The organism is Lactobacillus sp. ESL0677, from assembly GCF_029392875.1.
Classification (GTDB): domain Bacteria; phylum Bacillota; class Bacilli; order Lactobacillales; family Lactobacillaceae; genus Lactobacillus.
Map to the genome: position 1 here is coordinate 139,668 of NZ_CP113946.1, position 26,305 is coordinate 165,972.

Genomic DNA, 26,305 nt, shown 5'->3' on the forward strand with positions numbered 1-26,305 from the left:
TATGATTTGGAAATTATCGCTTACGGGGATTAAGAGTAGGTTAAAGGATTATCTGGTGTTGTTTTCTGGATTAGTTGTTGCCAGCATGATCTTTTATATGTTCTTGACAATTGCGATTAATCCGTCTTTTATGGCCAATGATGTGAATGCACCAACTAATTATCTTAGCTTTATTTTTGGAGTTGGGATAGTCTTACTTGTGATGATTACGCTAGTCTACTTGATGTATGCTAATTCCTTTTTGCTAAATATGCGCCAACATGACTACGGGATGTTTATGATGCTCGGGGCAAGAAGTTCACGGATTGGCTTACTCATTTTTTGTGAAACCTTAATTACTGGGATCATGGCGGCAATTGTGGGAATCGTTATTAGCTTTGGTCTGACTGGATTAGTTGCAAACTTAATTATTGGCAATTTAGGCTTGCATATTACTCATTTTAAAGTAATTTTGCCGAGTGCAATTTTATGGACGCTAATCTTTTTTGTGATAATTTTTATCATTGGGGCAATTCATAATGCTCGAAAGCTTACACACAGTAAGGTAATTGACTTACTTCACGAAGATCAAAAACCAGTAAACTTAGGTAAACATACTATTTGGACTGCAATTCAAGCCATTTTAGGTGTCTTATTGCTGGCAATTGGCTATTACGTATTGAATTTGTCGGCAGCAATGATTTTTGTAATTGTTCCGGTTGCTTTGGTGACAATTGTTGTCGGGTCATACTTTGTTTTCAATGCATTGTTGATATCCGTCATCAATCTCTTGCTAAAGAAAAAGAATTTTTCTTATCGCGGCATTCGGCTGTTTACTTTGGGTCAACTGAAGTTTCGCCTGCATGACTATACCAAAATTTTAACGGTGATTTCGTTACTGTTTGCCTTGGCATTAGGGGCAATTACGGTTGGTTTGAATTTTAATACGATTAAAGATCAAGCTAAGATTAGTAGTTATTACGATGGTACGATTGTCAGCAATTCACCACAAGTTAATCAGTTGAAGGCTAAGCTAGCAATCAAGGATGAGCAAACATATTATTATAAAGAAACGCCTAAGTATTTATACTTTAATCAAGCAGAGTTTAGTCATCATCCGGTTAAAACCATGCATTTTGAGCAACAAAATGGACAAGCAACTTATCATTTGCAGCAATTGCCAACAAATGAGTTGTCTAAGCCGGGAACAAACGCCAATGAAGTTTTTGGTGGTATGGTACCGAATGGAACGCCAAAGGTTATTCAACTAGTGTCGCCGCAAGCATGGCAAAAAACGGCTGGTAAGCAAGAATTTGTACAATTTATTAGGGTAAAAGATTTTGATAAAGATTATCCGACACTTTTGAAATTAGGTCAATTGCAAGCTAAAGAAAAGTCCAGTTATGGTGATATATTCCAGACAAGTAAGGCGTATGGCTACCAACTAATGCTGGGAATGGCTAGTGGGTTTGAATTTATGGGCTTTTTCTTGGGGATTGCCTTTTTGACAATGCTAGCTTCAACATTAATGTTCAAGGTGTTAAGTGGCGCAGCTAGTGACAAGATTCGTTACAAGATGCTCTTTAAGATCGGTGTTCGTAGAAGAATATTACGTCGTTCAATTAGTCGCGAAATTGGAACTTTATTTTTAGTGCCGGGAATTATGGGTGTAATTGATGTTTTGTTTGGCTTGAAACTATTTAAGGTACTATTACCTAATCCGTACGCTAATATCTGGGTACCATTCTTGATTTTTATCGTTTTGTACTTCTTGTATTACGGCTTAACGGTTAAATTGTATGAACGAATTGTATTAACAAAAGAATTATAAAAAAAGACTGCAAGGGGTTGCAGTCTTTTTAATTTGACCGAATTTTGATAACTTCGCCGCTATTAATAGTCATGCAGTGGTTATTGCAGTCAAGGACTAGATTAGCATGTTCATCAAGCTTGAGGGCAGTACCAATAATTGTTTGCTTACCCAGTCTAACAGTTACTTGTTGGCCAAGCATGGGCAGATGCTTTTGATAATCAGATAAGAATTGTCCTTGAGTAAAATTGGGCAGAAAGGAAAAGATATTTTTAATTAGTTCAGCTACAAAAATGCAAAATTGCTCGGTAGATAATGGACGGACTAATAAGTTCGTGCTGGACTCTAGTTCTTGCTCTAGGTTAGGTTGGTAAAGATTGCAGCCGATACCGATGACGACAGTTTGTGGCGCGACCTGCTCAGTTAGAATACCAGCAATCTTTTTGCTATGCAGTAATAAATCATTAACCCATTTGATTTCAGTGTTAATACCAAATTGCTGACGGATGGTTTCGTGCAATTGCCAAGCAATGCCCGTTGTAAGTAGACCTTGATTAGGTGGTAATAATTGGGGTATATGGGTAAGTAGTGATAAGTAAACACCACCAGCATTAGAAATAAAATGGCGCTTTTGCTTACCATAACCAGCTGTTTGTTTATCGCTGCCAATTAAAACAGTTTGGGTAATTGACTTTTGGTGCTGGTATTGTTTGGCGAGGCTACTAGTTGAAGCAACTTGTTGGTACCAATGGACCTTTAGTGGTGAACCTGCTAATAAATGCTTAATTTTTTGTTCTTTAATAATGTTAATTTTTGGCTGTGCTTCATGAATGTACATATTAGTTTATCTCTTAAAAGCTTTAATAATCAAAGTAAATGCTATTGATTTTAGTTTAATTTTAGCAAAGCTGTGACATTTTGGGATATAAATTTGACAATTTTGTTAATTTGCAATATCATACTGCCATAAAATACTTTGATGTTTAAAGTAATTTGGAGGGGATATTAATTAGTGTAAATAAGTAAATTTAAGCTAACAAAACACGTAATTTATTGTCTTAATAAAAGGGGTATTGGAAGTGGAAGCTAATTTAAAAGAAATCAATAATTTGCTGACGACTGTTTATACCGACATCATGCAAGTTGAGGCACGTGAACTTCATAAGAGTGAATTTAAAGATATTTCGATTAAAGAAGTGCATGCGATTGATGCAATGACGATGTATGACCATAAGACTAGCTCACAACTAGCAAAGGAGTTAATGATCACTGCTGGGTCGGTAACGACAATGGTAAATAACTTGGTGCGTAAAGGTTATGTTGTCAGAATACACGGTAACGATGACCGGCGCGTTGTTCGGCTGGGCTTAACTCACCGCGGACGACTTGTTTACCGGGCACATGATTCGTTTCATCGCTATATGGTGAAAAAGTTTCTTAAAGGTTTTGATGACAGTCAGATTGCAATTATTGAGCGGGCTTTGTTAAACTTGCGCGCTTTCCTTGAATTTCCATCCCAAATAGACAGCAAAAAGGAGAAGCATTAAATGGGTCTTAAAATAACGCAGACCGCGCATTATGTCCCTCCTAAAGTGGTAACTAATGATGATTTAACAACCATGATGGACACTTCAGATGAGTGGATTTCTTCAAGAACGGGAATTAAGCAACGACATCTTGCTCAAGGTGAACAGACTTCTGACTTGGCAGTAAAAGTTGCGAACCAACTCCTTGAACAGGCTAATTGTCCAGCTGAACAGATAGATTTTATTATTGTCGCTACAATGTCACCGGATTACTTGACACCAGCAACTGCAGCAATTGTTCAAGGCAAGATTGGAGCTAAGAATGCTTTAGCATTTGATATTAACGCCGCCTGTTCAGGCTTTATTTATGCGTTGGCATTAGCCGATAAGCTGCTGACAACTTATCAGCGCGGTATCGTAATTGGTGCCGAAGTGTTATCAAAATTGGTTGATTGGCAAGAACGGTCAACAGCAGTTTTGTTTGGTGATGGTGCTGGTGGCGTTTTGGTTGAACAAAGTCCACAGCAATCATTAATTGCCGAAGATTTAACAGCTTATGGGCAAGATGGTCAGACCTTAACTGCTGGTTATCAGCCACTTGATTCGGCTTTTAATCAGGATCCAGTGGCTCTACACAAGCACTATTTTGAAATGGATGGTCGCGCGGTATATCGTTTTGCGACTCATGAGGTGCCAGCTTCAATTGACCGCACATTGGCGAAAGCCGAGTGGCAGTTAAACGATGTTGATTGGTTTATTTTACATCAGGCTAATGGTCGAATTTTAACCTCGATTGCTCATCACTTAGGTGTTCCTGAGGAGAAATTCTTGTGTAATGTTGCTAAATATGGCAATACTTCAGCTGCTAGCGTGCCACTGCTACTTGATGAAGCAGTTACTGTGGGAAAGATTAAACCACAGCAGAGATTAATTTTGAGCGGCTTTGGCGGTGGCTTGACTGCTGCTACTGTGGCAATTATTTTTTAATGAATTTAAAGGAGTTTATAAACATGACAGACGAAGAAATTTTTAACAAAGTAAAAGAAATTATTGTAGATGAAACTGGTGAAGATGAAGCAGCGGTTACTTTACAAGCTAACATTAAAGATGACTTGGACGCTGACAGTTTGGATATTTTTGAAGTAATCAATGAATTGGAAGACGAATTCGATATTAAAATCGAAAGTGAAGAAGGCATTGAAACCGTTCAAGATTTGGTTGACTTTGTTAAAAAGCAATTGGCTGCGAAAGAAGGTTAATTCATGGAATTAACGCCATTTATGAAAAGTCTCGGCTTGAAGTATCCCATCTTTCAAGGTGGCATGGCTTGGGTTGCTGATGGTAAGTTAGCTGCTGCTGTTTCTAATGCTGGCGGCTTAGGAATTATTGGTGCAGGTAATGCGCCCGGTGACGTGGTTGAAGCAGAAATCAAAACGGCTAAGAGTTTAACTGACCGCCCATTTGGTGTTAATGTGATGCTCTTGTCACCATATGCTGAAGATGTAGTGAAAGTGATTTTAGCTCACCAAGATAGCATTGCCGTAGTTACAACTGGTGCGGGTAATCCTGGTAAGTATGTTGCAGACTTTAAAGCAGCTGGCATTAAGGTGATTCCTGTCGTCGGTTCAGTAGCCTTGGCGCGAATGATGGAGCGCGTTGGTGCTGATGCGGTAGTTGCTGAAGGTATGGAATCTGGCGGTCACATTGGTAAACTGACAACGATGGCATTGGTGCCACAGGTAGTTGATGCGGTAAAGATTCCGGTAATTGCCGCTGGCGGAATTGGCGATGGCCGTGGCATGGCTGCTGCTTTTATGCTTGGTGCGCAAGGTGTCCAAATGGGAACACGCTTCCTAGTAGCAACAGAATCTAAGGTGCATCCTAATTATAAAAAGGCAGTTTTAAAAGCTAAGGATGCTAGCACAATGGTAACTGGTGATTTTGCTGGTCATCCATCACGTGTTTTAAAGAATAAGATGGCTAAGAAGTACATCAAACTAGAAAAAGCGGAAGCCTTAAAGGATAAACCAGATTTTGCAGAATTAGAAGAATTAGGCAGTGGTAGTTTACGTCGTGCTGTCATTGATGGTGATACAGCTACCGGTTCATTTATGGCTGGTGAAATTGCCGGGATGGTACATAAGGAACAGTCAGCTGCCGAAATTTTGCAGGATGTATATCAGCAAGCTGATAAATTGTTAAGCGGCAAGGATTAATCATGATTGGATTACTATTTAGTGGTCAAGGTGCCCAAAAAACAGGCTTAACCCAAGATTTGTATGAAACAATCCCTACATATCGGAAGGTAATCGACGACGCGGCAACTATTTTGCAGTTTGATTTGCCAAGTTTATTGTTTGATGAGGCTAAAAAAGCAGATTTAGCGTCAACTAAGTATTGTCAACCTGCAATTTTGGCAATTAGTTATGGCCTTTATCAATTGATTAAAACGGAATTACCACGGGATAAATTTGGTATTGGGTTGAGCTTAGGCGAATATAGTGCTTTAGCTGCTAGTGGTTATGTTGATTTTGCGACCGCGCTGCGATTAATTAAACGCCGCGGTGAGTTGATGCAAGCAGCCAGTGAAAGGACACCAAGTAAGATGGCTGCAATCATGAAGGCAGATTTGGCTGATGTTCAGGCTGCTTGTAAAGATGCTGCTGGCTTAGGTGCTATTGGTGTGGCTAACGTGAATACGCCCCAACAAATTGTAGTTGGTGGGGTAAGTGCAGCTGTTGCTCAAGTTGTCAGCGACTTAAAAGCTGCAGGTAAACGTGTTATACCACTACAAGTTAGTGGTGCTTTTCATACGCCAGTGATGGCACCAATTCAAAGCGCATTAAATACTAAATTACAGACTGTTAATTGGCAGCAGGGAACTTTTCCGGTTTATAGTACGACCACGCAAGCGGAGTTTAAGCCTGAGACTTTGACTGACAACTTAACTAAGCAGTTAGTATCAACGACTTATTTTGCTAAAACCTTGGCTGCCCATCAGGCTGATTTGGATGCAGTAATTGAGGTGGGCCCGGGGAGAACACTAATTTCGTTTGCCCGTAAGCTTGACCGCAGTCTAGCAACTTATCGTCTTGATAGTAGCAGTGAATTAACTAAAACACTTGCAGCACTGGAGGCTCTTTAATGGATTTGAAAGATAAAGTAGTATTGGTTACTGGTAGTTCGCGTGGGATTGGTTTAGCGATTGCAAAAGCCTTTGCGCAAGCAGGTGCCAAAATCGTCTTGAATGCGCGTCAACCAATTGCTCAAGCAGTTTTAGCTGAATTTAAAACACCAGTAATTGACGTTAGTGCTGATGTTACTGAGCCTGCTGCGGTGAAAGAGCTAATTGCGCAGATTATGGCGCACTTCGGTCAGTTAGATGTAGTGGTTAATAATGCTGGTATTAATAAAGATGGCTTACTTAATCGCATGTCGGAAGCTGATTTTGATTGTGTCTTGAAAACTAATTTAGTTGGTACTTTTAATGTGATTCGGCAAGCATTGCGCCCAATGTATAAACAGCGCTCGGGTTGTTTTATTAATATGGCGAGTGTTGTAGGCTTAACCGGTAATATTGGTCAAGCTAATTATGCAGCTAGTAAAGCTGGCGTGATTGGTCTGACTAAATCGGTTGCTAAAGAAGCAGCCTTGCGCAACTTGCGCTGCAATGCGATTGCACCGGGGATGATTGCAACGCAGATGACGCAAGCTTTAAGTGAAAAACGGCAAGCAGAAATTGCAAAGCAGATTCCTTTAAAGCGGTTTGGTCAGATTGAAGAAGTAGCCCAAACAGCAGTCTTTTTAGCACAAAATGATTATATTACTGGGCAAGTCATCACCGTTGATGGTGGCTTGACAATGCAGTAAGGAGAGAAGCAATGACAAGAGTAGTAATTACAGGGATGGGTGCATTAACACCAATCGGTAATGATGTTGCTAGCTTTGAAGCAAGTATTAATGAACAAAAAGTTGGCTTTGAGCCAATTTCTTATTTTGATGCTGCTAAAACTGGCGTTACTTTAGCTGGTCAATTGGACGACTTTGATCCATTAGTTCATTTGAAGAAAAAAGACACCAAAAGAATGGATTTGTTTACGCAGTATGCGGTTTATGCGACTGCAGAAGCAATGGCGCAAGCAGGTATTGATGAGACCAACACTGATAGTAATCGCTTTGGTGTTATTTGGGGATCAGGGATAGGTGGTTTAACCACGATTGAGCAGCAGACCATTAAGATGCACGATAAAGGCGTTGATCGCTTGTCGCCAATGTTTATTCCGGTGTCAATTGCTAATATGGCTGCTGGCAACCTGTCAATTCGTTATCAGGCTAAAGCAATTAGTACCACAATTGTGACTGCGTGTGCATCGGGGACTAATGCAATTGGTGAAGCTTACCGTCAAATTAAAGAGAACCGTTGTGACGTTATGATTACTGGAGGGTCAGAAGCTGCAATTAATGCTGATGGAATCGGCGGTTTTGCGGCTTTGTCGACTTTATCTAAAGCAACAGATCCGACTAAGGCAAGTTTACCCTTTGATGCGCACCGTTCTGGCTTTGTAATGGGTGAAGGTGCAGGGTCGCTAGTTCTTGAGTCATTAGAACATGCACAAAAACGCGGCGCACAAATTTTAGGCGAAGTAGTGGGTTATGGCACTTCATCAGATGCCTACCATATTACTTCACCAGATCCGGCAGGAACACAGGCAGCACGAGCAATGCAATTAGCAATTGCCGAAGCAAATATTACCCCAGCTGAAGTTGGTTATGTTAATGCACATGGGACAGCGACACAAGGTAATGATTCGGCTGAAGCTAAAGCAATTAATCAGGTATTTGGTACGGATAGTTCTGTGTTAGTTTCTAGTACTAAGAGCATGACGGGGCACTTATTAGGGGCTGCTGGTGCGATTGAAGCAATTGCTAGTGTAACAGCGATGAATTCTGGTCAATTACCAGTTAATGTTGGCATAATTGAGCAGGCACCTGAGTGTCCGGTACATCTGGTTACAACCGAAAATCGCAACCAGCAAGTTGATTATGCCATTAGTAATTCATTTGGCTTTGGTGGTCATAATGCAGTTTTGGCATTGAAAAGGTGGGTTGATTAGATGACTTTTGAAGAAATCCAAAAATTAATAAAACAGGTTAATCAGAGCAATATTACTAAATTGAACTTAGACTTTGACGGTGGCCATATTGATATTGATAAAAAGCAGGCAGTTGCTTCTAGTGGTACTGTTGCTGTGGCTGCTAAGCCGGCAGAGTCAATTTCAACGCCGGCTAAGATAAGTTTGCCGCAGATTAAGGCACCGTTAGTGGGGATTGTTTATTTGCAAGCTAATCCTGATAAGCCACAATATAAAAAAGTAGGCGATCACGTTGCCAAAGGTGATGTAGTTTGCGTAATTGAAGCGATGAAAATGATGACGGAAGTTAAAAGTAACGTTAGCGGCACGATCAGTGAAATTTTAGTTACTAATGAAGAAGTAGTTGAATACGATCAGCCGTTATTTACGGTAACGCCAGATTAGAGTGTGATGAAGATGCAAGAACAAGAAATACCGCAAACACTTGATATTACTCAAATTCAAAAGATTATTCCGCACCGTTATCCGATGCTGCTAGTTGATCGAGTGCTGGATTATCAAGCTGGTAAGTATGCAATTGCGTGTAAGAATTTAACAATGAATGAGGCCTTTTTCCAAGGACATTTTCCGGGTAATCCGGTAATGCCAGGAGTGCTAATTGTCGAAGCTTTAGCGCAAACCGGGGCAATTGCGTTATTGACATTGCCAGAATTTAAGGGCAAGACTGCTTATTTCGGTGGAATCAAAAAGGCCCGTTTTCGTAAAATGGTAATTCCTGGCGATAGTCTGCGCCTAGAAGTGGAACTGGACAAGTTGCGTGGCAGTGCCGGTATTGGTAAGGCAAAGGCATTAGTTGATGGTGAAGTTGCCTGCACGTGTGAATTAACGTTTGCAATTCAATAAGGTGTGAAGAATGTTTAAAAAAGTATTGATTGCTAACCGTGGTGAAATCGCTATTCGGGTTATTCGCGCTTTGCGAGAAATGGGAATTAAGTCAGTTGCGGTTTATTCAACAGCTGACAAAAATGCCCAACATGTCAAAGAAGCTGATGAAGCAGTGTGTATCGGCGGCCCACAACCGGCAGATTCGTATCTAAAGATGGAAAATATTGTTAGTGCTGCGATTTTAACTGGCGCAACCGCGATTCATCCGGGTTATGGTTTTTTATCAGAAAGCCCAGAGTTTGCTCAACTATGTGAAAAATGTCACTTAACCTTTATTGGCCCAAAGTCGGAGACAATTTCACTGATGGGTAATAAAGCGAATGCCCGTGAAGCCATGCGGCAAAATAATGTGCCGGTAATTCCTGGTAGTCAAGGTTTTGTTAAGGATAGTAAGGCAGCTTTGGAAGTGGCACGCTCAGTTGGCTTTCCTGTAATGCTCAAGGCAGTTGCTGGTGGCGGCGGCAAAGGAATTAGGCAAGTGATTAAACCGGAAGATTTGCCTAATGCTTTTGCTGAAGCCCAAGAAGAAGCACGGCTATCCTTTGGCGATGGCCGAATGTATGTAGAAAAAATCATTTCACCCGCCAAGCATATTGAAGTGCAAATTATTGGTGACAAGAATGGCAATGCAGTTGCTTTGCCAGAACGTGATTGCTCAATGCAGCGTAATCACCAAAAGGTAATTGAAGAAACGCCGTGCGCACAAATTACTGCTACTGAGCGTCGTTATTTACAACAAATTGCGCTTAAAGCTGTTAAAGCAATTAAGTATGAAAATGTGGGTACGATTGAGTTTTTAATGGATCCTGAACATCATTTTTATTTTATGGAAATGAATACGCGGATTCAGGTAGAGCATTCGATTACTGAAGAAGTAGCACATATTGACTTGGTAAAAGCGCAGATTAAAATTGCGGCGGGGCAGGACTTGCAGATTAAGCAAGAGCAAATTAAGGTTCATGGTGCAGCAATTGAAGCTCGCATTAATGCCGAAGACCCGGTGACGAATTTTCGTCCGCAAGCCGGAACAATTAAGCAGATGGCTTTACCAGGTGGACTAGGGATTCGGATTGAAAGCGGCGTTAATAGTGGCGACATAGTTTCGCCATTTTATGATTCGATGATTATTAAAATTATTGCTCACGCCGAAACGCGGTCATTAGCAATTCGGCGGTTAATTGATGCTTTAAATGAATTTCAGGTTACGGGTTTAACTACTAATCGGTCATTTTTGGTTAAATTATTAGAAGACCCCGTTTTTAATGATGGCAATTATTTGATTACTTATTTAGATCAGACGTTTTTGCCACAATATATCAAAGAAGCGCGTAAGGAGGACAAATAATGGTTAAGTTTGTACGCCATCCTAAAGAAGCGCTGAAAGATTATGAGCAAAAGGTACCAAAGGGTATTTTTCGTTATTGTAAAAATTGTGGCGCGAAGTTTTATTTTGCCCGTGCCGGTAAGTATCGTGTTTGTCCTAATTGTGGCTATGGCTTTCGAGTAACGGCACGTCAGCGGTTAAAGATGCTGACTAAACAATTTACAGAATGGGATGCCGACCTAACTACTACTGATCCGCTGGCATTTCCTGGTTATCAAGAAAAATTGACTAAGGCACGTGAGCAGACCACGTTGCGGGATGCTGTCTTGACGGGGCAAGCAGAAATTAAAGGACATTCAGTTGCCTTAGGGATTATGGACCCTGTCTTTATCATGGGCAGTCTTGGGACAGCCAATGGTGAGCGAATAACACGATTGTTTGAAAAAGCAACGGAGTTAAGTTTACCTGTAATTATGTTTACGGCTTCTGGTGGTGCTCGGATGCAAGAGGGCATTCAGTCACTGATGCAAATGGCGAAAATTTCGCAGGCAGTTAATGATCATCAGGCAGCTGGCTTGCTTTATATTGTTGTTATTATGGACCCAACAACTGGTGGCGTGACAGCAAGCTTTGCTTCACAGGCGGACATTATCTTGGCAGAACCCAAGGCAATGTTAGCATTTGCTGGACGACGCGTCATTGAACAAACTATTCATAAGAAATTGCCACAGGGTTTTCAGAGCGCTGAAAATGCTTATCATAATGGCTTTGTTGACGCCATTGTGCCACGCGAGCAGCAAGTTGACAAACTAGCCCAATTACTGACAATTTTTGCTGGACGAAAGTGGGGCGAAGCCTAATGGCAAGTGAAAAGATAGCAGCAATTATGGCTGGTGCGCGGCAGGATAGCAAGACTGATATGCGGGTGTTAATCAAGCAGCTGTTTCCTGACTTTTTTGAACTACATGGAGATCGGGCTGCGAGTGACGATGCCGCAATTGTTGGCGGTTTTGCAAATCTTGATCACCGCAGCGTTTGTGTGGTTGCTACTAATAAGGGTAAAGACATGACTGAGCGGCTCGCAACTAACTTTGGTAGTCCGACACCTCAAGGTTACCGCAAAGCGTTGCGAATTATGAAGACCGCCGAAAGTCTGCACTGCCCGATTATTACGCTGATTAATACGCCGGGAGCTTATCCCGGAGCTGATGCCGAAGCCAGTGGTCAAGGACAAATTTTGGCAAATAACATTAGTGAAATGTTGCAGCTGCAAGTACCATTATTAGCAATTATTATTGGTGAGGCTGGATCAGGTGGTGCTTTGGCATTAGCCTGCAGCGATCAGGTGTGGATGCTGGAGCATAGTATGTATACCGTGGTTTCGCCAGAAGGTTTTGCTTCAATTATGTGGAAAGACGGTCAACGAGCACAAGACGCGGCGCAACTAATGCATATTGAACCTGAGTGGCTCAGGGAAAAAGGCATCGTTGAACGTGTTTTACCGGAAAAAGTGTTAGCTGATCATGCTGCTGCGCTAAAGCAACTAATTGTCGAACAGCTGCTTGACTTTGATCAAATTAAATTACCACAATTGTTGGCCCAGCGTCACGCACGTTTTCGTAAATTTTAAAGGAATGAAACGAGCTTTATTTATTAATGAAGCTCGTTTTTTAATTTTCTTATTAGATTGGTAGCAGATTAACATTCGATCTAATAAGTATGGTAAGATAAATAACAAAGTTATACATTTATTTTTGATTAAATATATAATTTAGTTTTAATTTTAGGAGCTGAGTTTATGCATAAAAGAATGCAAAAAAGCTTTTTTGGGATAATTATCCTAGGAATAATGCTGATGTGTTTTAGCATTTTTACGACAAAAGCGGATGCTAAAACCTATGAAATTGGGACGGATGTAACTTATCCGCCGTTTGAATTTGCCAATGATCATAATAAATATATTGGAATAGATATTGATATTATTAATGCGGTGGCAAAAGAAGAGGGCTTCAAAGTTGAAACTAAACAAGTTGGTTTCAATGGTGCCGTGCAATCTGTGCAGTCTGGTCAACTAGACGGGATTATTGCCGGAATGACGATTACTAAGGAGCGCCAAGCTAAGTTTGACTTTGGTACGCCGTACTTTAAGACTGGCGTGGTGATGGCTGTTGGTAAAAATAGTAAGATCAAGAGCTTTGCCGATTTAAAAGGTAAAAAAGTTGCGATTAAAACAGGAACGGCAGCTGCCCAATATGCGACTAGCTTGAAGAAAAAGTATGGTTTTAAGACCGTAACTTTTGATGATTCCGATAACATGTATCAAGATGTACTGACGGGCAATTCAGTTGCCTGCTTTGAAGATCAGCCAGTAATGCAATATGCGATTAATCAAGGCATGAAGCTGAAGATTGTAACTAAGGCTGCAAATACTGGTTGGTATGGTTTTGCCGTTAAGAAGGGTACTCACCAAGAACTAATTAAGATGTTTAATGCTGGCTTTGCCAAAATTAAAGCTAATGGCACTTACAATAAGATTGTCGGCAAGTACCTTGGCAGTAAATTGAATCCGGCACTGAAGGGTAAGACCTTTACAATTGGAACCGATGTAACTTTTCCACCATTTGAATTTGCTAACGCGAATAATCAGTACATCGGCATTGATATTGACATTTTGAAGAATATTGCGCAAGAGCAGGGCTTCAAGGTTAATATCAAGCCGATGGGCTTTAATGGTTCGCTGCAGGCACTGGAATCTGGTCAGATTGACGGGATGATTGCAGGAATGTCGATTACTCCGGCGCGTGAGAAGAAAATTGACTTCTCTGATCCGTACTTTATGTCGGGAGTTGTCATGGCGACCTCGACTAAGGGCAAAATTACTAAATTGTCGCAATTGCGTGGTAAAAAGGTTGCCATTAAGACGGGCACAGCTGGTGCGCAATATGCTAATAGTATTAAGAAAAAATATGGTTTTAAGACCACAACATTTGATGATTCTAACAATATGTACCAAGATGTACTGACTGGTAACTCGGCCGCTTGTTTTGAAGACCAACCAGTAATGCAATATGCGATTAAAAAGGGTACAAAATTGCGGATCGTGACTAAGCCGGCAGTTAGAGCACCATATGCTTTTGCCGTTAAAAAGGGACAAAATGCCGCTTTATTGGCAGCCTTTAATGCTGGGCTAAAAGATTTGAAGGCCAGTGGTACTTATGATGATATTACTGCTAAGTACTTGGGTACTGAAAATAAAAAGGTAGCTGATAATGGTAAGGATACTGAAGACCGCAGTTTCGTTGGTCTGCTCAAGCAGAATAAGGATGCATTAGTATCTGGCTTTGCGGAAACAATGTGGCTTACAGTTGTTGCTATCATCTTTGCAACGATTTTTGGTGTTTTGGTCGGCCTACTCGGTGTTGTGCCTAACAAGTTTTGCAACGGTCTTTCTAGCACTTTGATTTATCTTTTCCGGGGAATGCCGCTACTAGTTTTGGCATTGTTCATTTATACTGGGATTCCAAGTTTAACTGGACAAAAGATCCCTGCCTTTGTTGCTGGGGTCTTAACGTTAACTTTAAACGAAGGTGCTTATATTGCTGCCTTTGTTAAGGGTGGAATTGAAGCTGTTGACTCTGGGCAGATGGAAGCTGCGCGTTCGCTAGGGTTACCGTTTGGTAAAGCAATGCGGAAAGTTATCTTGCCGCAAGGAATTAAGATAATGGTGCCGTCATTCATCAACCAGTTTATTATTACCCTGAAGGATACGTCGATTTTATCTATTATCGGTATTTTGGAATTGACGCAAACGGGTAAAATTATTATCGCACGGAACTTAGAGGGCTTTAAGGTCTGGACAATTATTGCGGTGATCTACCTAATTATTATTACATTGCTGACTTGGTTATCGAATTGGGTACAAAAGAGGACAAATGTATGAGTGCGAAAATAGAAGTAAAGAATTTAGTTAAAAACTTTGGTAGTAATAAGGTTTTAAAAAATATCGACTTAACTGTTGATGATAATGAAGTTGTCGTTATTATTGGGCCGTCTGGTTCTGGTAAGAGTACTTTGCTGCGAACGCTTAACAAGCTTGAGGAGCCGACTTCGGGCACTGTCATTGTTGATGGGATTAATATTGCCGATCCGAAAACAGACATGAACAAGGTGCGCGAGAATATCGGTATGGTGTTCCAGCACTTTAACCTGTTTAATAATCTGTCAGTTGGTGCCAATATTATGCTAGCTCCCGTTGAATTAAAGAAGTTAGATAAGGATGCTGCTGATAAGCAAGCTAAAAAGTTGCTGGAAACCGTTGGTTTAGCAGATAAATTTGATGCGACTGTGCAGTCATTGTCTGGTGGTCAGCAGCAACGGGTGGCGATTGCGCGGGCACTGGCAATGAATCCTGATGTAATGCTCTTTGATGAACCGACTTCTGCACTTGATCCAGAAATGGTTGGCGATGTTTTAGCCGTAATGAAGAAGCTAGCTAAGGAAGGGATGACAATGGTTGTTGTTACTCACGAAATGGGCTTTGCTAAGGAAGTTGCCGATCGCGTCGTCTTTGTCGCTGACGGGAAAATTTTGGAGCAAGGTACGCCAGAATCAATGTTTGACCATCCACAAAATCCGCGTTTGCAAGACTTTTTAGATAAGGTATTAAATGTTTAGTTAATTTAATAAATGTAAAAGGCAAATCTCGCGTAGAGGTTTGCCTTTTTGTAATGCTTATAATCTAGATAAAAATAATTAATATATATTGTAGACGATTACTAAAGTGTATATGATATAATTTTGCTTATCACTGCTTTTCCTCCTTACTAAGAAAGGAGGTGAGGACGATGGACACTGTTATAATACAGATTGCTTGAAAAACTATCCCGCTCAAGCCGTAATCACAAAAAGTAGTGATAAAAATAGGATACTCAAACGCTCATTGAGAGTGTAAAAAAAGCATTATCAAGCTCCACCTTGATAATGCTTTTTGAGTTGTGAGTACAATGGATACTCGCTGTTATAATACTTATAAAGCCAGTATATCATAATTTTCTCAAGATGAAACTAATTATTACTATTTTTGTGTCTATAATTTATTTAATTAAATTAACCTTGACACTCGCTACCATGTTTCATATAATACTAATTATTAAATATAAATGAATTTTAAGGAGGTATTTTTAATGAAAATCGAAAGCTTTATTAAGCAAGATATTGAGATAAATGCCGCTCAAAATTTGTTTGCCTTGTTGTTGCACGGAAGGGCTCAACTTAAGTAATTACTTTCTCAGTAATTCTATAAGTTAAGCCCTAGTTTGCGTCTTAATGAATGGGGCTTAACTAATCAAGAAAAACCTCATTCATTAAGTTGAATGAGGTTTTTTAATTGGTAATTTTAGAAAAAGGAGCGAGAAAAATGAAACGAATTACTAAACGAATAATGGGTGCTATATCGGCAGGGACAATTGCCTTAATGATGGCTGGTTGTGGCGCCGCTACGAATACGAGCAAGGGTACACACCAAGACAATAAAACGGTCAAGATTGGGGTTAACATGGAATTGTCTGGGACAGCAGCTGGTTATGGTAATGCACAAAAGCAAGGGATTCAGCTGGCAGCCGATCAGATTAATGATGCCGGCGGCATTAATGTTAATGGCCATAAGAAAAAGATTAAGCTAATTATTCGTGATAATAAGACAACGATTGCAACGTCGGCTTCGGTAGCAGCACAATTAACGACTAAAGATAAGGTGGCAGCAATTGTGGGGCCAGCTACAACTAATGCTGGAACAGCAGAAATTCCTAATTTGACTAAAGCAAGCGTACCAAGTGTTAGCCCGTCAGCAACCGATCCGGGTTATACGCTCCAAAAGAATGGCAAGGTGCAACCGTTTGTGTTCCGGGCATGTTTTCAGAATAATTTTCAAGGACGCAGTGCCGCTCGCTTTGCGGAAAATAAGTTAAAGGCTCAACGCGTGGCCGTATATGCCGATAACTCAAGTGATTATGGTACAGGATTAGCTAAGGCATTTAAGCAAACTTTCAAGGGTAAAATTGTCGATAGTCAGACTTATTCCGAAGGTGACAAAGACTTTAATGCAGTACTGACTTCCTTTAAAGGAAAGAAAATTGACGCGATTTATGTTCCCGGTTATTACACCGAAGTTGGTCTAATTGTTAAGCAAGCACGGCAGATGGGTATTAAAGTACCAATTATCGGTAGCGATGGTATGGCTGACCCGAAGCTAGCGCAAATTGCCGGTGCCAAGAATGCAACTAACGTATACTACACCACGCCGTTTTCAGTTCATGTTGCAGCTAAAAATCCAACGGCTGTTAAATTTATGAATGCTTACAAGGCACGCTATCACACAACAGCGCCAACGTTCTCGGCTTTAGCTTATGATTCAGTTTATATGGTTAAGAAGGCAATTGAGGACGAAAAGTCCGATGATTCTGTCAAAATTGCAGCTGGTCTTGCTAAGATCAAAGACTTTGATGGGGTTACCGGTAAAATCACCGTTAACAAGACTCATGACCCAGAGATGCCAATTGCAATTGAGCAAATGACCAATGGTAAAGTAAGCAATTCATTTAGTATCGAATAATTTATTATCTTTAGAAAGGGCGATCCAATTTGCAAACAGTCTTACAGCAGATTATCAATGCCTTATCACTCGGGTCGATTTATGCTTTGTTAGCACTCGGCTACAGTATGGTTTACGGTATTATCAAGTTAATCAATTTCGCTCACGGTGACATCTACATGCTTGGCGCTTTTGCGGCCTACTATGTAATCAGTCTTTGGCATTTTAATTTTATTACGGCGCTACTTACGGCAATGGTTGTTGGCGCTGTATCTGGTGTCGTAATTGAATACTTTGCTTATCGGCCATTACGCAAGTCGCCGCGAATTGCGGTTTTAATTACGGCAATTGGAGTATCGTTTTTGTTAGAAAACGGCATGTCATATTTGTTGGGGTCAAATGCGCGTAGCTTTCCCCAAGTAATTGAGCAGGTCAACTACAATTTGGGCGGGGTATTAATTTCGAATATTCAAATATTGATTTTGGTAACAGCACTGATTTTGATGGTTTTACTGCAATTAATTATTAAGAAAACCAAAATGGGTCGCGCTATGCGGGCAGTCTCAGTTGACCCAGAAGCAGCTGAATTAGTTGGTGTTAATGTTAATCATACGATTTCATTTACTTTTGCTTTGGGTTCGGCTCTAGCAGGTGCTGCCGGAATTTTAATTGGCATGTATTACAACCAGATTGACCCGTTAATGGGGATGACACCGGGCATTAAGGCCTTTGTTGCTGCTGTTTTAGGCGGTATTGGGTCGGTTCCAGGAGCAAGTCTAGGAGGCTTTTTGATTGGTATTTTGGAAACCTTCTTCCAGTCAATTGGCCTGTCAGCTTACAAAGATGCGGTTGTTTACCTTGTCCTGATTGTAATTTTACTCTTCTTACCAGCAGGTATTTTTGGTAAAAATACTGAAGAAAAGGTTTAGGTGGCAGTATGAAAGCTAATTTAAAATATATCTTATCGTGGCTGGCTGTGATGATCTTGGGTTTTGCCCTAATTGATGTCCTGATTTTAGGCGGCGTAATTGATACTTTTATTGAAAACATGTTGGTTACAATTGGCATTAACATTATTTTGGCAACAGGACTGAACCTGATTATTGGTTTTAGTGGGCAATTTTCATTAGGACATGCAGGCTTTATGGCAATTGGCGCATACGCTACCGCAATTATTACGCAATATTGGAGTACAAAAATGGGCTTCATTATTTCCTTATTTGTTGGCATGGCTATAGCCGCGATTATAGCCGCAATTATTGGGACAGCAACGTTTATTAGGCTAAAAGGCGACTACTTGGCGATTGCAACATTAGGGGCTGCTGAGATTATTCGCAACGTCATTAATAATTTAAAAATCACGGGTGGCTCTAGTGGGATGTTTAATATTCCTCAGCTATGTTCATGGCCGACAGTATACGTTTTGGTCTGCATTACGACCGCTATTTTACTGAACTTTATTCGCTCACGTGATGGCCGAGCTATTAAAGCGGTGCGTGAGGATGAAATTGCGGCCTCTGCAATGGGGATTAATACAACTAAATGGAAGCTGGCTGCTTTTGTCTTAGGTGGTGTGACCGCCGCAATTGCCGGCAGCTTGCACGCTTCCTATTTACAAACTATTGCGCCAAGCGACTTTGGCATTATGGAATCAATCTCGATTTTAGTAATTGTTGTTTTGGGTGGTGTTGGCAGTATGACAGGCACCTTCTTAGCAGCGACTGTTCTGGGCGTTTTAGACACAGTCTTACAGAATTTCGGTTCACTAAGAATGGTTATTTATGCGATTGCTCTAATTTTAATTATGATTTTTAAACCGTCAGGGTTGCTGGGTAACTGGGAATTTTCCTTTAAAAACTTGTTTGCTCGGTTTACGAAAAAGAAAGAGGCAAGATCATGATGCACTTATTACAAGTAGACCATGTTGTCCGCAAGTTTGGTGGCTTGACGGCGGTTAACGACGTTTCATTGCATCTTGATAACCAAGAATTAGTGGCTTTGATTGGGCCGAATGGTGCTGGCAAAACGACACTGTTTAATCTTTTAACAGGGATGATTCCCGTAACTAGTGGAAAAATCGCGCTGAATAAAAGTTCACAGAGCTATGATTTAACTAAGACAAGTGCCACGAAGATTGCGGACTTGGGTTTGTCGCGAACTTTTCAAAATATTCGTTTGTTTAAGGATTTAACAGTGATGGACAATGTCTTAACGGCGATGACTAACAAGTATCATGAAGGCTTCATGACAGCTATTTTGCGACTGCCCAGTTTTTATCAAACAGAGCGCGAGATGCGAATAGCAGCAGAGAAGTTGCTGGCAATCTTTGACTTAACAACAAATGCTAATACGCTGGCTAAGAATTTGCCATACGGAACCCAAAGACGGCTAGAAATTGTGCGGGCATTAGCTACGAGACCACAAATTTTGTTTTTGGATGAGCCGGCTGCGGGGATGAACCCGGAAGAAACCGCGGATTTAACCCAATTAATCAAGTATATTCAAACAGAATTTAAAATTACGGTTTTGCTAATTGAACATGATATGTCGTTAGTAATGAATTTGGCGCAGCGAATTTATGTTTTGGATCAAGGGCAAATTTTGGCAACTGGGACACCAGAAGAAATTAAGGCTAATCCGAAAGTAATCGAAGCCTACTTGGGAGAGGGCGACGAGTAATGGCAATGCTAGAAGTGAAAAATTTAGTGGTTAATTATGGCGTCATTCAGGCGGTTAAGGGTGTCAGCTTTAAAATTGAGAAGGGTGAAATTGTAACCTTAATTGGTGCTAATGGTGCTGGTAAATCAACCATTGTTAAAACAATTTCTGGTCTATTAAGGCCCAAGGAGGGTGAAATTATTTACCAAGGTGCGGCGATTGAACACCAGAAGGCACCACAGATTGTGGCCGCTGGAATTTCGCAAGTTGCCGAAGGTCGACATATTTTTGCGGGAATGACAGTCATGGAAAACTTGCAAATGGGTGCTTTTTTAGCCCGTGACAGGTCGCAGACCAAGCAAAGTTACGATGAGGTGTTTGCTCGTTTCCCTATTTTAAAGAAGCGAAAAAATCAAGATGCGGCTACCCTTTCCGGTGGTGAGCAGCAGATGTTGGCAATGGGGCGAGCATTAATGGCAAGACCAAAATTGCTGCTGCTAGATGAGCCGTCAATGGGATTATCCCCACTATTTATTCAAGAAATTTTTACAATTATTAAGGAATTAAACCAAAAAGGAACGACAATTTTATTAATTGAACAAAATGCCAAACAAGCATTGGCAATTGCCAATCGCGGATATGTGCTGGCAACTGGAAATGTTCAATTATCTGGTACAGGAGCAGAATTATTGGCAAATCCTGATGTTCAACGAGTTTACTTTGGCGGTTAAGTTAGCAGATGAAAATAGGCATTCAATCTTAATGATGAATGCCTATTTATATGTAATATAACACTATATTTTAATATATTTGTTAATTTTAAGCGGGATTATGGTAAAATTATCAAGCTGAATAAACTTGAATTTATTAACTACAATGATAACAAATATAATAATGGAGAATTATATGGCTGATAAATATAATAAAAAGAAACTGGCACAGAGTGCGGCCATTGCCAGACTTTATTATGAAGAAGATTTAGGCCAATCCGAGATCGCACACCAGGTTGGGCTTTCAAGACCGACAGTTTCACGACTATTGAAATTAGCCCGTGAAACAGGAATTGTCGAGATTAAAATTTCTAATCCATTAATTAATAGTAACAGTTTAAGTGAACAATTATCGAAAAAATTTAATTGTAAAATTTCAGTTGTTCCTAGTAATTTTGATGGTGAATTAACAGCACTCAAGGGTGTTGGGGTATATACTGCGCAATATTTACAACAGCTAATTAAACCACACGATATTGTTTGCTTGGACTGGGGAAAGACAATTCATATGGTAACAAGTAGCTTGGAACAGCAAGCTGTTTCTGACGTGCAGGTTGTCCAACTCCAAGGCGGCATAAATATCAATAACGAGGAGACGTACGCAGATGAGAGTGTGTCTGAGTTTGCTACTGCTCTTGGTGCAACTGCTCACTTTTTACCACTGCCGCCGTTTTTTGATAATAAAACTACTAAGGAAATCGTGGAAAAAGATCGCTTTATTAATCAGGCACTGCAGCTAGGCCGCGCTGCTAATATCGCCGTTTATAGTGTTGGCACGGTGCGTAAGGACTTATTGTTGTTTCAATTAGGGTATTTTAATAAATCACAGAAAGAGAAGTTGCAAGAAAAGGCAGTGGGCGAAGTTATCTCGCACTTTATTGATTCTAATGGCGCTATAGTTAGTCGCGCGCTTGATGAACGGACTGTCGGCATAGAATTAAATGACTTGAAATCTAAGGATCACTCGATTTTAGTTGCTAGTGGAATTTTAAAAACGCCAGTTGTTTATGCCGCAATTAAGGCAGGCTATCCTAACGAGCTAATTTTAGACCAGGCAATTGGTCAGGACTTACTTACTTATCAATGATGACAGGTGTTAAATAGCTAAACGGCAACTTATTTTTATGGCCAAAAAAACGCCAGTTTTGTTAAAGAGCTGGCGTTTTAATTTATCTAAAAAATAATTGCTGAATTTTTTGAAATTGCTTTACCTTGATTAATTTTAATAAAACAATGCTGGCAACAACTGAACCGATAATGGCAGCGCCGATAAAGCGCGGCGTGTAAACAAACCAGTAGAGATTGTTAGTGCTGCCGGTAAACAAGACCATCACTGGATAAGAAAGTAGCGACCCGATAATTCCAGTGCCGATAATTTCGCCGAGGCAGGCTGCCCAGACTTTGTCGGTTATTTTGTAAAAAATCCCGGCTAATATTGCACCGAAGATAGCACCAGTTAGTGCCAGCGGTGGAATACCCATGATTAACATTCTGATAATCCCGCACAAAGTGGCCATAATGGTTACATAAATAGGACCCAGCATTGTGGCACCAATCACGTTAATTACGCTAGACATCGGCGCCATCCCTTCCACGCGAAAGATTGGGGACAATACTACATCCAGTGCAATCATTATTGCTAAAATAGTAAGTTTTTCCGTTTGTTTCCCTTTGTTAGTCATTTTAACTCCCAACTAGCCATACAAAAAATCCCATTCGCACCACAGCGAACGGGATTTAGCCTAAGTAGCCTATCCCTTGCGCTGGTATTGTCCAGATCAGGTTTATGGGTTTAATCTCAGCTTAAAAGCACCCCATAGACTTTATTAATAAATATTAATCTTGATTATACGCTTTCAGCAATATAAAAGAAAGCGGTAAATTATAACTTCATTTTATTATATGAGGTAACTTTTCTTTGCTTGTCACCCATGGTCATGATAGTAATTGACGCGTTACGCGGGCCCTCACTAACGTCAAAATCGCCAAAACGGTCGGCGATACTGCGAATGGTAAAGCCATGTGTTACTAGTAGAATATTTTCGGCACCATCAAGTTGGCTGATTAAGTCGAAGCCTTGATCAACGCGGTGCCAATATTCTTTAGCGTTTTCGGCATCGTGAAATGGATCGGCTTCCTTAATCCAATCGGTTGCTGTATCAATTGATTCATTCTTGAATAAGTCATAGTGGTTCTTGTAACCGTGAGGCCCACCAATCATTTGCCAAGCCATGTCACTGTCCATCCCTTCGAAGTAACCATAAAAGTGTTCGCGGAACAGTGGCGTTGCAAGATGCTGGATTTCGTCACGGTTAACATTGTGCTTGATGATAATGTCGCAAGTGTCGCTTGCTCGTTTCAAATCACTGGATAAGGCGATGTCAAACGGTACATTTTTAAGTGCTTCACCTGCCTTATCAGCACCAGCAATTCCGTCTTCAGTTAAAGGGGTATCACACCAGCCCTGCATCTTGTTGTAACGGTTAATATAAGTTTGTCCGTGACGGACGATATAAATTCGCTTCATTGCTTTTTACTCCTTCAATTTAATTACCTATGATGATAAATTTGCTTAACTTTAGCGACGTCTTGCGGCTCAATCGGGTAAATGGAGCCAGCAGGATACATGACGGACTTGCCCTTGTTGTGGTTAAGACCAATCGCGTGGCCTAACTCATGTTCGACAGTGTTGATAATCCGCTGATAAGTATAATCATACAAAGGATTTAATAGATAATAAACATTTAATTTTATTTTTGCCTTGTAAAGCTGCTTAGTCTTGGGATTGTAGGTGATACCTGTTAGGCCGGTGGCTTTAGTGTCTGGGTCAAACGATGGCCCAATTATAATTTGTGCCTGTTTCTTTTTATTAGTTTTGGTAAAAGTGAAACTACCAGTATCGTTCCAAGCACTAATGGCATCTTGAGCAGCCTGCGTTAATTCGGGATTATTGCCTAAGTTAATGTATACTTTAGCAGTCCTTTTTGGCCAATGACAGTTTTTGCCCGAATTTTTGGCGGTTTTTTGAGCTGGATGTTTAGCTAACACCACTTGACTTGGCGTATTAGCGGGACTAATAGCCGATACATAAAGGCTGCCTAGGGAAATAACAATCACTAATGCACAAGATAATTTACATAAAAAATGTAAAAACTTTTCCATGATAAAACCATCCCCAATACAGATGATTATAGAAGTAAATTCATCATTTTTCACTACTTTTTAATAATCTTAGTAAATGAGCCCCAAGAATTATATATTAAGTTCATTTCGTGTTAAAATAGTATGCAAGTTTTGAGGAATAGGTGACTTTATGGTAAAAGCGATGGATGAAAAACAGTTTGAACAGAAGCATCTCGATGTCATCTTGAAGATGATTAAAGAGCGGCGGGCAGAATTAACTGCGGCGATTAAGTCGGCTGAAGGTGAAGCGCGTAACTTAAACTCGCATTTCTTTGATGATGTTCGGTTAGATTATGATGGTTATTCGACCTCAATGGAAACGGCCCTTTCTATTCACCAGCAGCAGCAACTGCTTGATGAACGTGAGAATGCTTGGCAACACTCCGCTAAGCAGCTCGGTACTGTTCAACGACTGGAAAAAAAGCCTTACTTTGCCCGAGTAGATTTTAAAGAAGGCAGTGAAAAGCCAGAGACAATTTATATTGGCTTAGGCTCATTTGCGGATAAGGACAATCACTTTTTAATTTATGATTGGCGGGCGCCGATTTCTTCCATTTATTATGATGGCAAGCTGGGGCAAGTTTCGTATCTGTCACCAGATGGTGAAATTACCGTTGATATGACAAAAAAGCGCCAGTTTATGATTGAAGATGGCCAGATTGTAAACATGTTTGATACCGATGAGTCAATCGGCGATCAGATGCTCTTAGAGGTGCTGGGAGAAAAGTCCAGCACGCAAATGAAGTCAATTGTGACGACGATTCAGCGTGAGCAAAATAAAATTATTAGAAATACCAGTGCTGATTTGTTGTTTGTTCAAGGAGCTGCTGGGTCAGGCAAGACTTCCGCAATTTTACAGCGGATTGCGTACTTGCTTTATCGCTATCGTGGTAATTTGACCAGTAGCGATGTAATTATGTTTAGTCCCAACCAATTATTTAATGACTATATTAAAAATGTCCTTCCAGAAATGGGTGAACAAAATATGGTCCAAATGACTTATTGGCAGTTTGTGGCTCGGCGATTGCCGGGAATGAACGTGGAAAACCTATTTGATCAATTTGAGGATCAAAATGCAGATACGGCAATCGGCAAGTTTAAGGATTCGACAGCTTTCTTTAAACTGGTAACGCGTTATGCCAAGCATTTGAATAAGCGCGGCGTTGTCTTTAAGGACATCTTTTTCCGGAACAAGAAGCGGCCATTTTTTGCTAAAGATAAAATAAATGAGATTTACTATTCATACAATTCTAACTATAATTTAAGTAATCGAATTGACGCAACGCGTGAAGAACTGATTAAGACACTTAACCGCAAGATTAATACGGAAACTAAAAAGGCTTGGGTGTCCGAAACAATTGAAAGTCTGAGTAAGGAGCAATTGAATGCTCTTTATGATCGCCCAGACCAAGAATTTGATTCCGAAGAAAAAGAAGAAAAATTCTTGGGCCGCAAGATTGTAATTAAGGCCTTGGGTAAGGTTTACCAGCAAATTCGGCATAATAATTTCATTAATATGCGCGCGCAATACCTGAGTTTTTTGCGCGCGGTACCCAAAATGACCGACCTTAATAAGTGGCAAATTAGTGCTACTGATTGGGCGAAGCACGTTGAAGATGTGAAGGCCAGCTTTATGAAGCATTACATTCACATGAATGATGTTTCGGCATACTTGTATTTGTATGATTTAATTACCGGTCGCCACGTTAATTATGAGATGCGTTACACCTTTATTGATGAAATTCAGGATTATACGCCGTTTCAACTGTGTTATTTGAAGTATAATTTCCCGCGGGCAAAATTCACGATGCTCGGCGATTTGAACCAGGCGATTTTTACTAAAGATGAAAGTCGCAGTCTGTTAAAGCAGATTAGTGGCTTGTTTGACCCAGAAAAGACGGCGGTGGTGCAATTAACCAAGTCATACCGGTCAACTAAACAATTAACCGACTTTACCAAGCAGATTTTACGGCAAGGCGAAAAGATTGAATCGTTCAACCGCCAGGGACCAAAGCCGGCATTGTGGGGTCGCAAAGATGATGGTGAAGCGATTGTGATTTTAGAGCAAGTTCTGGAAACTAATACGACTGGCAAAATGACAACAGCAGTTATCACTAAGGATTTGGCAAGTGCCAAGTTTGTCAGTCAAAAGTTGAAAGAAGATGGCGTCAAGGCAACACTGATTGCGACTGCTAACCAGCGGTTGGTTGATGGCACGCTGGTTATTCCGTCATACTTGGCTAAAGGACTGGAATTTGATGCCGTTGTCATGTGGGATGCCTCTAAGGCGAGTTACAATCAGGCAGATGAAATTCAACTGGTCTACACGATTACTTCACGCGCAATGTACAAGCTCGATTTGATTTATACAGGGGAAAAGAGTCCGCTATTAGCGGTTAACCCGCAAACATATGAAGAAAAATAGGAG

Annotated in this window: 25 protein-coding genes, 2 pseudogenes and 1 riboswitch; of the genes and pseudogenes, 23 read left to right on the forward strand and 4 right to left on the reverse strand. The window is 40.6% G+C overall.

Features of this window, described 5'->3' with window-relative positions:
• Position 1 precedes the first annotated feature (1 nt).
• Complete coding sequence (locus OZX76_RS00730) at positions 2-1,810, forward strand: ABC transporter permease (RefSeq protein WP_277180098.1); 1,809 nt, start codon at positions 2-4, stop codon at positions 1,808-1,810.
• 28 nt (positions 1,811-1,838) lie between these two features.
• Here OZX76_RS00730 and OZX76_RS00735 read toward each other — a convergent pair whose 3' ends face one another.
• Positions 1,839-2,627 (reverse strand): biotin--[acetyl-CoA-carboxylase] ligase, encoded by a 789-nt coding sequence (locus OZX76_RS00735; RefSeq protein ID WP_277180100.1) that lies wholly within the window; start codon positions 2,625-2,627, stop codon positions 1,839-1,841.
• Between the two features lie 241 nt (positions 2,628-2,868).
• Here OZX76_RS00735 and OZX76_RS00740 point away from each other — a divergent pair, with 241 nt between their 5' ends.
• The 21 genes and pseudogenes from OZX76_RS00740 (at position 2,869) to OZX76_RS00835 (ending at position 21,781) form a co-directional block, all read left to right on the forward strand.
• Positions 2,869-3,336: a MarR family transcriptional regulator gene (locus OZX76_RS00740; protein WP_277180102.1), complete on the forward strand. Its 468-nt coding sequence runs from the start codon at positions 2,869-2,871 to the stop codon at positions 3,334-3,336.
• The gene (locus tag OZX76_RS00745; protein ID WP_277180104.1) at positions 3,337-4,302 is read left to right on the forward strand and encodes a beta-ketoacyl-ACP synthase III; all 966 of its coding nucleotides are present in this window, start codon (positions 3,337-3,339) and stop codon (positions 4,300-4,302) included.
• A gap of 23 nt (positions 4,303-4,325) precedes the next feature.
• Positions 4,326-4,574 (forward strand): acyl carrier protein, encoded by a 249-nt coding sequence (locus tag OZX76_RS00750; protein WP_277133144.1) that lies wholly within the window; start codon positions 4,326-4,328, stop codon positions 4,572-4,574.
• A 3-nt stretch (positions 4,575-4,577) separates the two neighbouring features.
• Entirely contained in the window at positions 4,578-5,531 is a 954-nt protein-coding gene (gene fabK, locus OZX76_RS00755; RefSeq protein WP_277180106.1) for an enoyl-[acyl-carrier-protein] reductase FabK, read from the forward strand.
• 2 nt (positions 5,532-5,533) lie between these two features.
• Positions 5,534-6,460 (forward strand): ACP S-malonyltransferase, encoded by a 927-nt coding sequence (locus OZX76_RS00760; protein ID WP_277180108.1) that lies wholly within the window; start codon positions 5,534-5,536, stop codon positions 6,458-6,460.
• Positions 6,460-7,185, forward strand: a complete 726-nt coding sequence (locus OZX76_RS00765) for a 3-oxoacyl-ACP reductase family protein (protein WP_277180111.1) — start codon at positions 6,460-6,462, stop codon at positions 7,183-7,185. Before OZX76_RS00760 ends, OZX76_RS00765 begins: the two co-directional genes overlap by 1 nt.
• An 11-nt stretch (positions 7,186-7,196) precedes the next feature.
• Positions 7,197-8,429: a beta-ketoacyl-ACP synthase II gene (fabF, locus tag OZX76_RS00770; RefSeq protein WP_277180113.1), complete on the forward strand. Its 1,233-nt coding sequence runs from the start codon at positions 7,197-7,199 to the stop codon at positions 8,427-8,429.
• Positions 8,430-8,852 (forward strand): biotin/lipoyl-containing protein, encoded by a 423-nt coding sequence (locus OZX76_RS00775; RefSeq protein WP_277180115.1) that lies wholly within the window; start codon positions 8,430-8,432, stop codon positions 8,850-8,852.
• A 12-nt stretch (positions 8,853-8,864) separates the two neighbouring features.
• Positions 8,865-9,311 (forward strand): 3-hydroxyacyl-ACP dehydratase FabZ, encoded by a 447-nt coding sequence (gene fabZ, locus OZX76_RS00780; RefSeq protein ID WP_277180118.1) that lies wholly within the window; start codon positions 8,865-8,867, stop codon positions 9,309-9,311.
• A 10-nt stretch (positions 9,312-9,321) separates the two neighbouring features.
• Positions 9,322-10,698, forward strand: coding sequence for an acetyl-CoA carboxylase biotin carboxylase subunit (locus OZX76_RS00785; protein WP_277180120.1), 1,377 nt, complete (start codon positions 9,322-9,324; stop codon positions 10,696-10,698).
• The gene (locus tag OZX76_RS00790) at positions 10,698-11,537 is read left to right on the forward strand and encodes an acetyl-CoA carboxylase carboxyltransferase subunit beta (RefSeq protein WP_277180122.1); all 840 of its coding nucleotides are present in this window, start codon (positions 10,698-10,700) and stop codon (positions 11,535-11,537) included. The genes OZX76_RS00785 and OZX76_RS00790 overlap by 1 nt, the downstream gene beginning before the upstream one ends.
• Positions 11,537-12,307, forward strand: coding sequence for a carboxyltransferase subunit alpha (accA, locus tag OZX76_RS00795; RefSeq protein ID WP_277180124.1), 771 nt, complete (start codon positions 11,537-11,539; stop codon positions 12,305-12,307). Before OZX76_RS00790 ends, accA begins: the two co-directional genes overlap by 1 nt.
• A gap of 225 nt (positions 12,308-12,532) precedes the next feature.
• A pseudogene (locus tag OZX76_RS09825) lies at positions 12,533-13,171 on the forward strand (transporter substrate-binding domain-containing protein); the annotation flags it as partial.
• Positions 13,167-14,617 (forward strand): annotated as a pseudogene (locus tag OZX76_RS00800) (ABC transporter substrate-binding protein/permease). The pseudogenes OZX76_RS09825 and OZX76_RS00800, both read left to right, overlap by 5 nt.
• Positions 14,614-15,351, forward strand: coding sequence for an amino acid ABC transporter ATP-binding protein (locus tag OZX76_RS00805; protein WP_277180128.1), 738 nt, complete (start codon positions 14,614-14,616; stop codon positions 15,349-15,351). The pseudogene OZX76_RS00800 and the gene OZX76_RS00805 overlap by 4 nt, the downstream one beginning before the upstream one ends.
• Before the next feature lie 742 nt (positions 15,352-16,093).
• The gene (locus tag OZX76_RS00810) at positions 16,094-17,287 is read left to right on the forward strand and encodes an ABC transporter substrate-binding protein (RefSeq protein WP_277180130.1); all 1,194 of its coding nucleotides are present in this window, start codon (positions 16,094-16,096) and stop codon (positions 17,285-17,287) included.
• Between the two features lie 29 nt (positions 17,288-17,316).
• Positions 17,317-18,195, forward strand: a complete 879-nt coding sequence (locus OZX76_RS00815; protein ID WP_277180132.1) for a branched-chain amino acid ABC transporter permease — start codon at positions 17,317-17,319, stop codon at positions 18,193-18,195.
• Positions 18,196-18,203: 8 nt separating this feature from the next.
• On the forward strand, positions 18,204-19,166 hold the full coding sequence (locus OZX76_RS00820) for a branched-chain amino acid ABC transporter permease (RefSeq protein ID WP_277180134.1): 963 nt from the start codon (positions 18,204-18,206) through the stop codon (positions 19,164-19,166).
• Entirely contained in the window at positions 19,166-19,945 is a 780-nt protein-coding gene (locus tag OZX76_RS00825; protein ID WP_277181455.1) for an ABC transporter ATP-binding protein, read from the forward strand. Before OZX76_RS00820 ends, OZX76_RS00825 begins: the two co-directional genes overlap by 1 nt.
• A 5-nt stretch (positions 19,946-19,950) precedes the next feature.
• The gene (locus OZX76_RS00830) at positions 19,951-20,655 is read left to right on the forward strand and encodes an ABC transporter ATP-binding protein (RefSeq protein WP_277181456.1); all 705 of its coding nucleotides are present in this window, start codon (positions 19,951-19,953) and stop codon (positions 20,653-20,655) included.
• Positions 20,656-20,830: 175 nt separating this feature from the next.
• Complete coding sequence (locus tag OZX76_RS00835; protein WP_277180136.1) at positions 20,831-21,781, forward strand: sugar-binding transcriptional regulator; 951 nt, start codon at positions 20,831-20,833, stop codon at positions 21,779-21,781.
• Between the two features lie 82 nt (positions 21,782-21,863).
• Here the strand turns inward: OZX76_RS00835 and thiW are convergent, their stop codons facing one another.
• From thiW to OZX76_RS00850, 3 genes are all read right to left on the reverse strand, one after another.
• Complete coding sequence (gene thiW, locus OZX76_RS00840) at positions 21,864-22,376, reverse strand: energy coupling factor transporter S component ThiW (protein ID WP_277180138.1); 513 nt, start codon at positions 22,374-22,376, stop codon at positions 21,864-21,866.
• Between the two features lie 55 nt (positions 22,377-22,431).
• A riboswitch (TPP riboswitch) is annotated at positions 22,432-22,521 on the reverse strand.
• 55 nt (positions 22,522-22,576) lie between these two features.
• Positions 22,577-23,221 carry a histidine phosphatase family protein gene (locus tag OZX76_RS00845; protein WP_277180140.1) on the reverse strand — a complete coding sequence of 215 codons (645 nt, stop codon included), beginning with the start codon at positions 23,219-23,221 and terminating at the stop codon, positions 22,577-22,579.
• Positions 23,222-23,244: 23 nt separating this feature from the next.
• On the reverse strand, positions 23,245-23,856 hold the full coding sequence (locus OZX76_RS00850; RefSeq protein WP_277180142.1) for a matrixin family metalloprotease: 612 nt from the start codon (positions 23,854-23,856) through the stop codon (positions 23,245-23,247).
• Between the two features lie 151 nt (positions 23,857-24,007).
• Between OZX76_RS00850 and helD the strand changes: the two genes are divergently transcribed.
• Positions 24,008-26,302, forward strand: a complete 2,295-nt coding sequence (helD, locus tag OZX76_RS00855) for an RNA polymerase recycling motor HelD (protein WP_277180144.1) — start codon at positions 24,008-24,010, stop codon at positions 26,300-26,302.
• Positions 26,303-26,305: the final 3 nt, after the last annotated feature.

Coding starts and splice junctions, on each gene's coding strand:
- OZX76_RS00760 (WP_277180108.1), top strand. CDS start 5,534: ATGATTGGATTACTATTTAGTGGTCAAGGTGCCCAAAAAACAGGCTTA.
- fabZ (WP_277180118.1), top strand. CDS start 8,865: ATGCAAGAACAAGAAATACCGCAAACACTTGATATTACTCAAATTCAA.
- OZX76_RS00825 (WP_277181455.1), top strand. CDS start 19,166: ATGCACTTATTACAAGTAGACCATGTTGTCCGCAAGTTTGGTGGCTTG.
- OZX76_RS00785 (WP_277180120.1), top strand. CDS start 9,322: ATGTTTAAAAAAGTATTGATTGCTAACCGTGGTGAAATCGCTATTCGG.
- OZX76_RS00765 (WP_277180111.1), top strand. CDS start 6,460: ATGGATTTGAAAGATAAAGTAGTATTGGTTACTGGTAGTTCGCGTGGG.
- helD (WP_277180144.1), top strand. CDS start 24,008: ATGGTAAAAGCGATGGATGAAAAACAGTTTGAACAGAAGCATCTCGAT.
- OZX76_RS00820 (WP_277180134.1), top strand. CDS start 18,204: ATGAAAGCTAATTTAAAATATATCTTATCGTGGCTGGCTGTGATGATC.
- fabF (WP_277180113.1), top strand. CDS start 7,197: ATGACAAGAGTAGTAATTACAGGGATGGGTGCATTAACACCAATCGGT.
- OZX76_RS00730 (WP_277180098.1), top strand. CDS start 2: ATGATTTGGAAATTATCGCTTACGGGGATTAAGAGTAGGTTAAAGGAT.
- OZX76_RS00805 (WP_277180128.1), top strand. CDS start 14,614: ATGAGTGCGAAAATAGAAGTAAAGAATTTAGTTAAAAACTTTGGTAGT.
- OZX76_RS00750 (WP_277133144.1), top strand. CDS start 4,326: ATGACAGACGAAGAAATTTTTAACAAAGTAAAAGAAATTATTGTAGAT.
- fabK (WP_277180106.1), top strand. CDS start 4,578: ATGGAATTAACGCCATTTATGAAAAGTCTCGGCTTGAAGTATCCCATC.
- OZX76_RS00835 (WP_277180136.1), top strand. CDS start 20,831: ATGGCTGATAAATATAATAAAAAGAAACTGGCACAGAGTGCGGCCATT.
- thiW (WP_277180138.1), bottom strand. CDS start 22,376: ATGACTAACAAAGGGAAACAAACGGAAAAACTTACTATTTTAGCAATA.
- OZX76_RS00850 (WP_277180142.1), bottom strand. CDS start 23,856: ATGGAAAAGTTTTTACATTTTTTATGTAAATTATCTTGTGCATTAGTG.
- accA (WP_277180124.1), top strand. CDS start 11,537: ATGGCAAGTGAAAAGATAGCAGCAATTATGGCTGGTGCGCGGCAGGAT.
- OZX76_RS00810 (WP_277180130.1), top strand. CDS start 16,094: ATGAAACGAATTACTAAACGAATAATGGGTGCTATATCGGCAGGGACA.
- OZX76_RS00735 (WP_277180100.1), bottom strand. CDS start 2,627: ATGTACATTCATGAAGCACAGCCAAAAATTAACATTATTAAAGAACAA.
- OZX76_RS00845 (WP_277180140.1), bottom strand. CDS start 23,221: ATGAAGCGAATTTATATCGTCCGTCACGGACAAACTTATATTAACCGT.
- OZX76_RS00775 (WP_277180115.1), top strand. CDS start 8,430: ATGACTTTTGAAGAAATCCAAAAATTAATAAAACAGGTTAATCAGAGC.
- OZX76_RS00745 (WP_277180104.1), top strand. CDS start 3,337: ATGGGTCTTAAAATAACGCAGACCGCGCATTATGTCCCTCCTAAAGTG.
- OZX76_RS00830 (WP_277181456.1), top strand. CDS start 19,951: ATGCTAGAAGTGAAAAATTTAGTGGTTAATTATGGCGTCATTCAGGCG.
- OZX76_RS00790 (WP_277180122.1), top strand. CDS start 10,698: ATGGTTAAGTTTGTACGCCATCCTAAAGAAGCGCTGAAAGATTATGAG.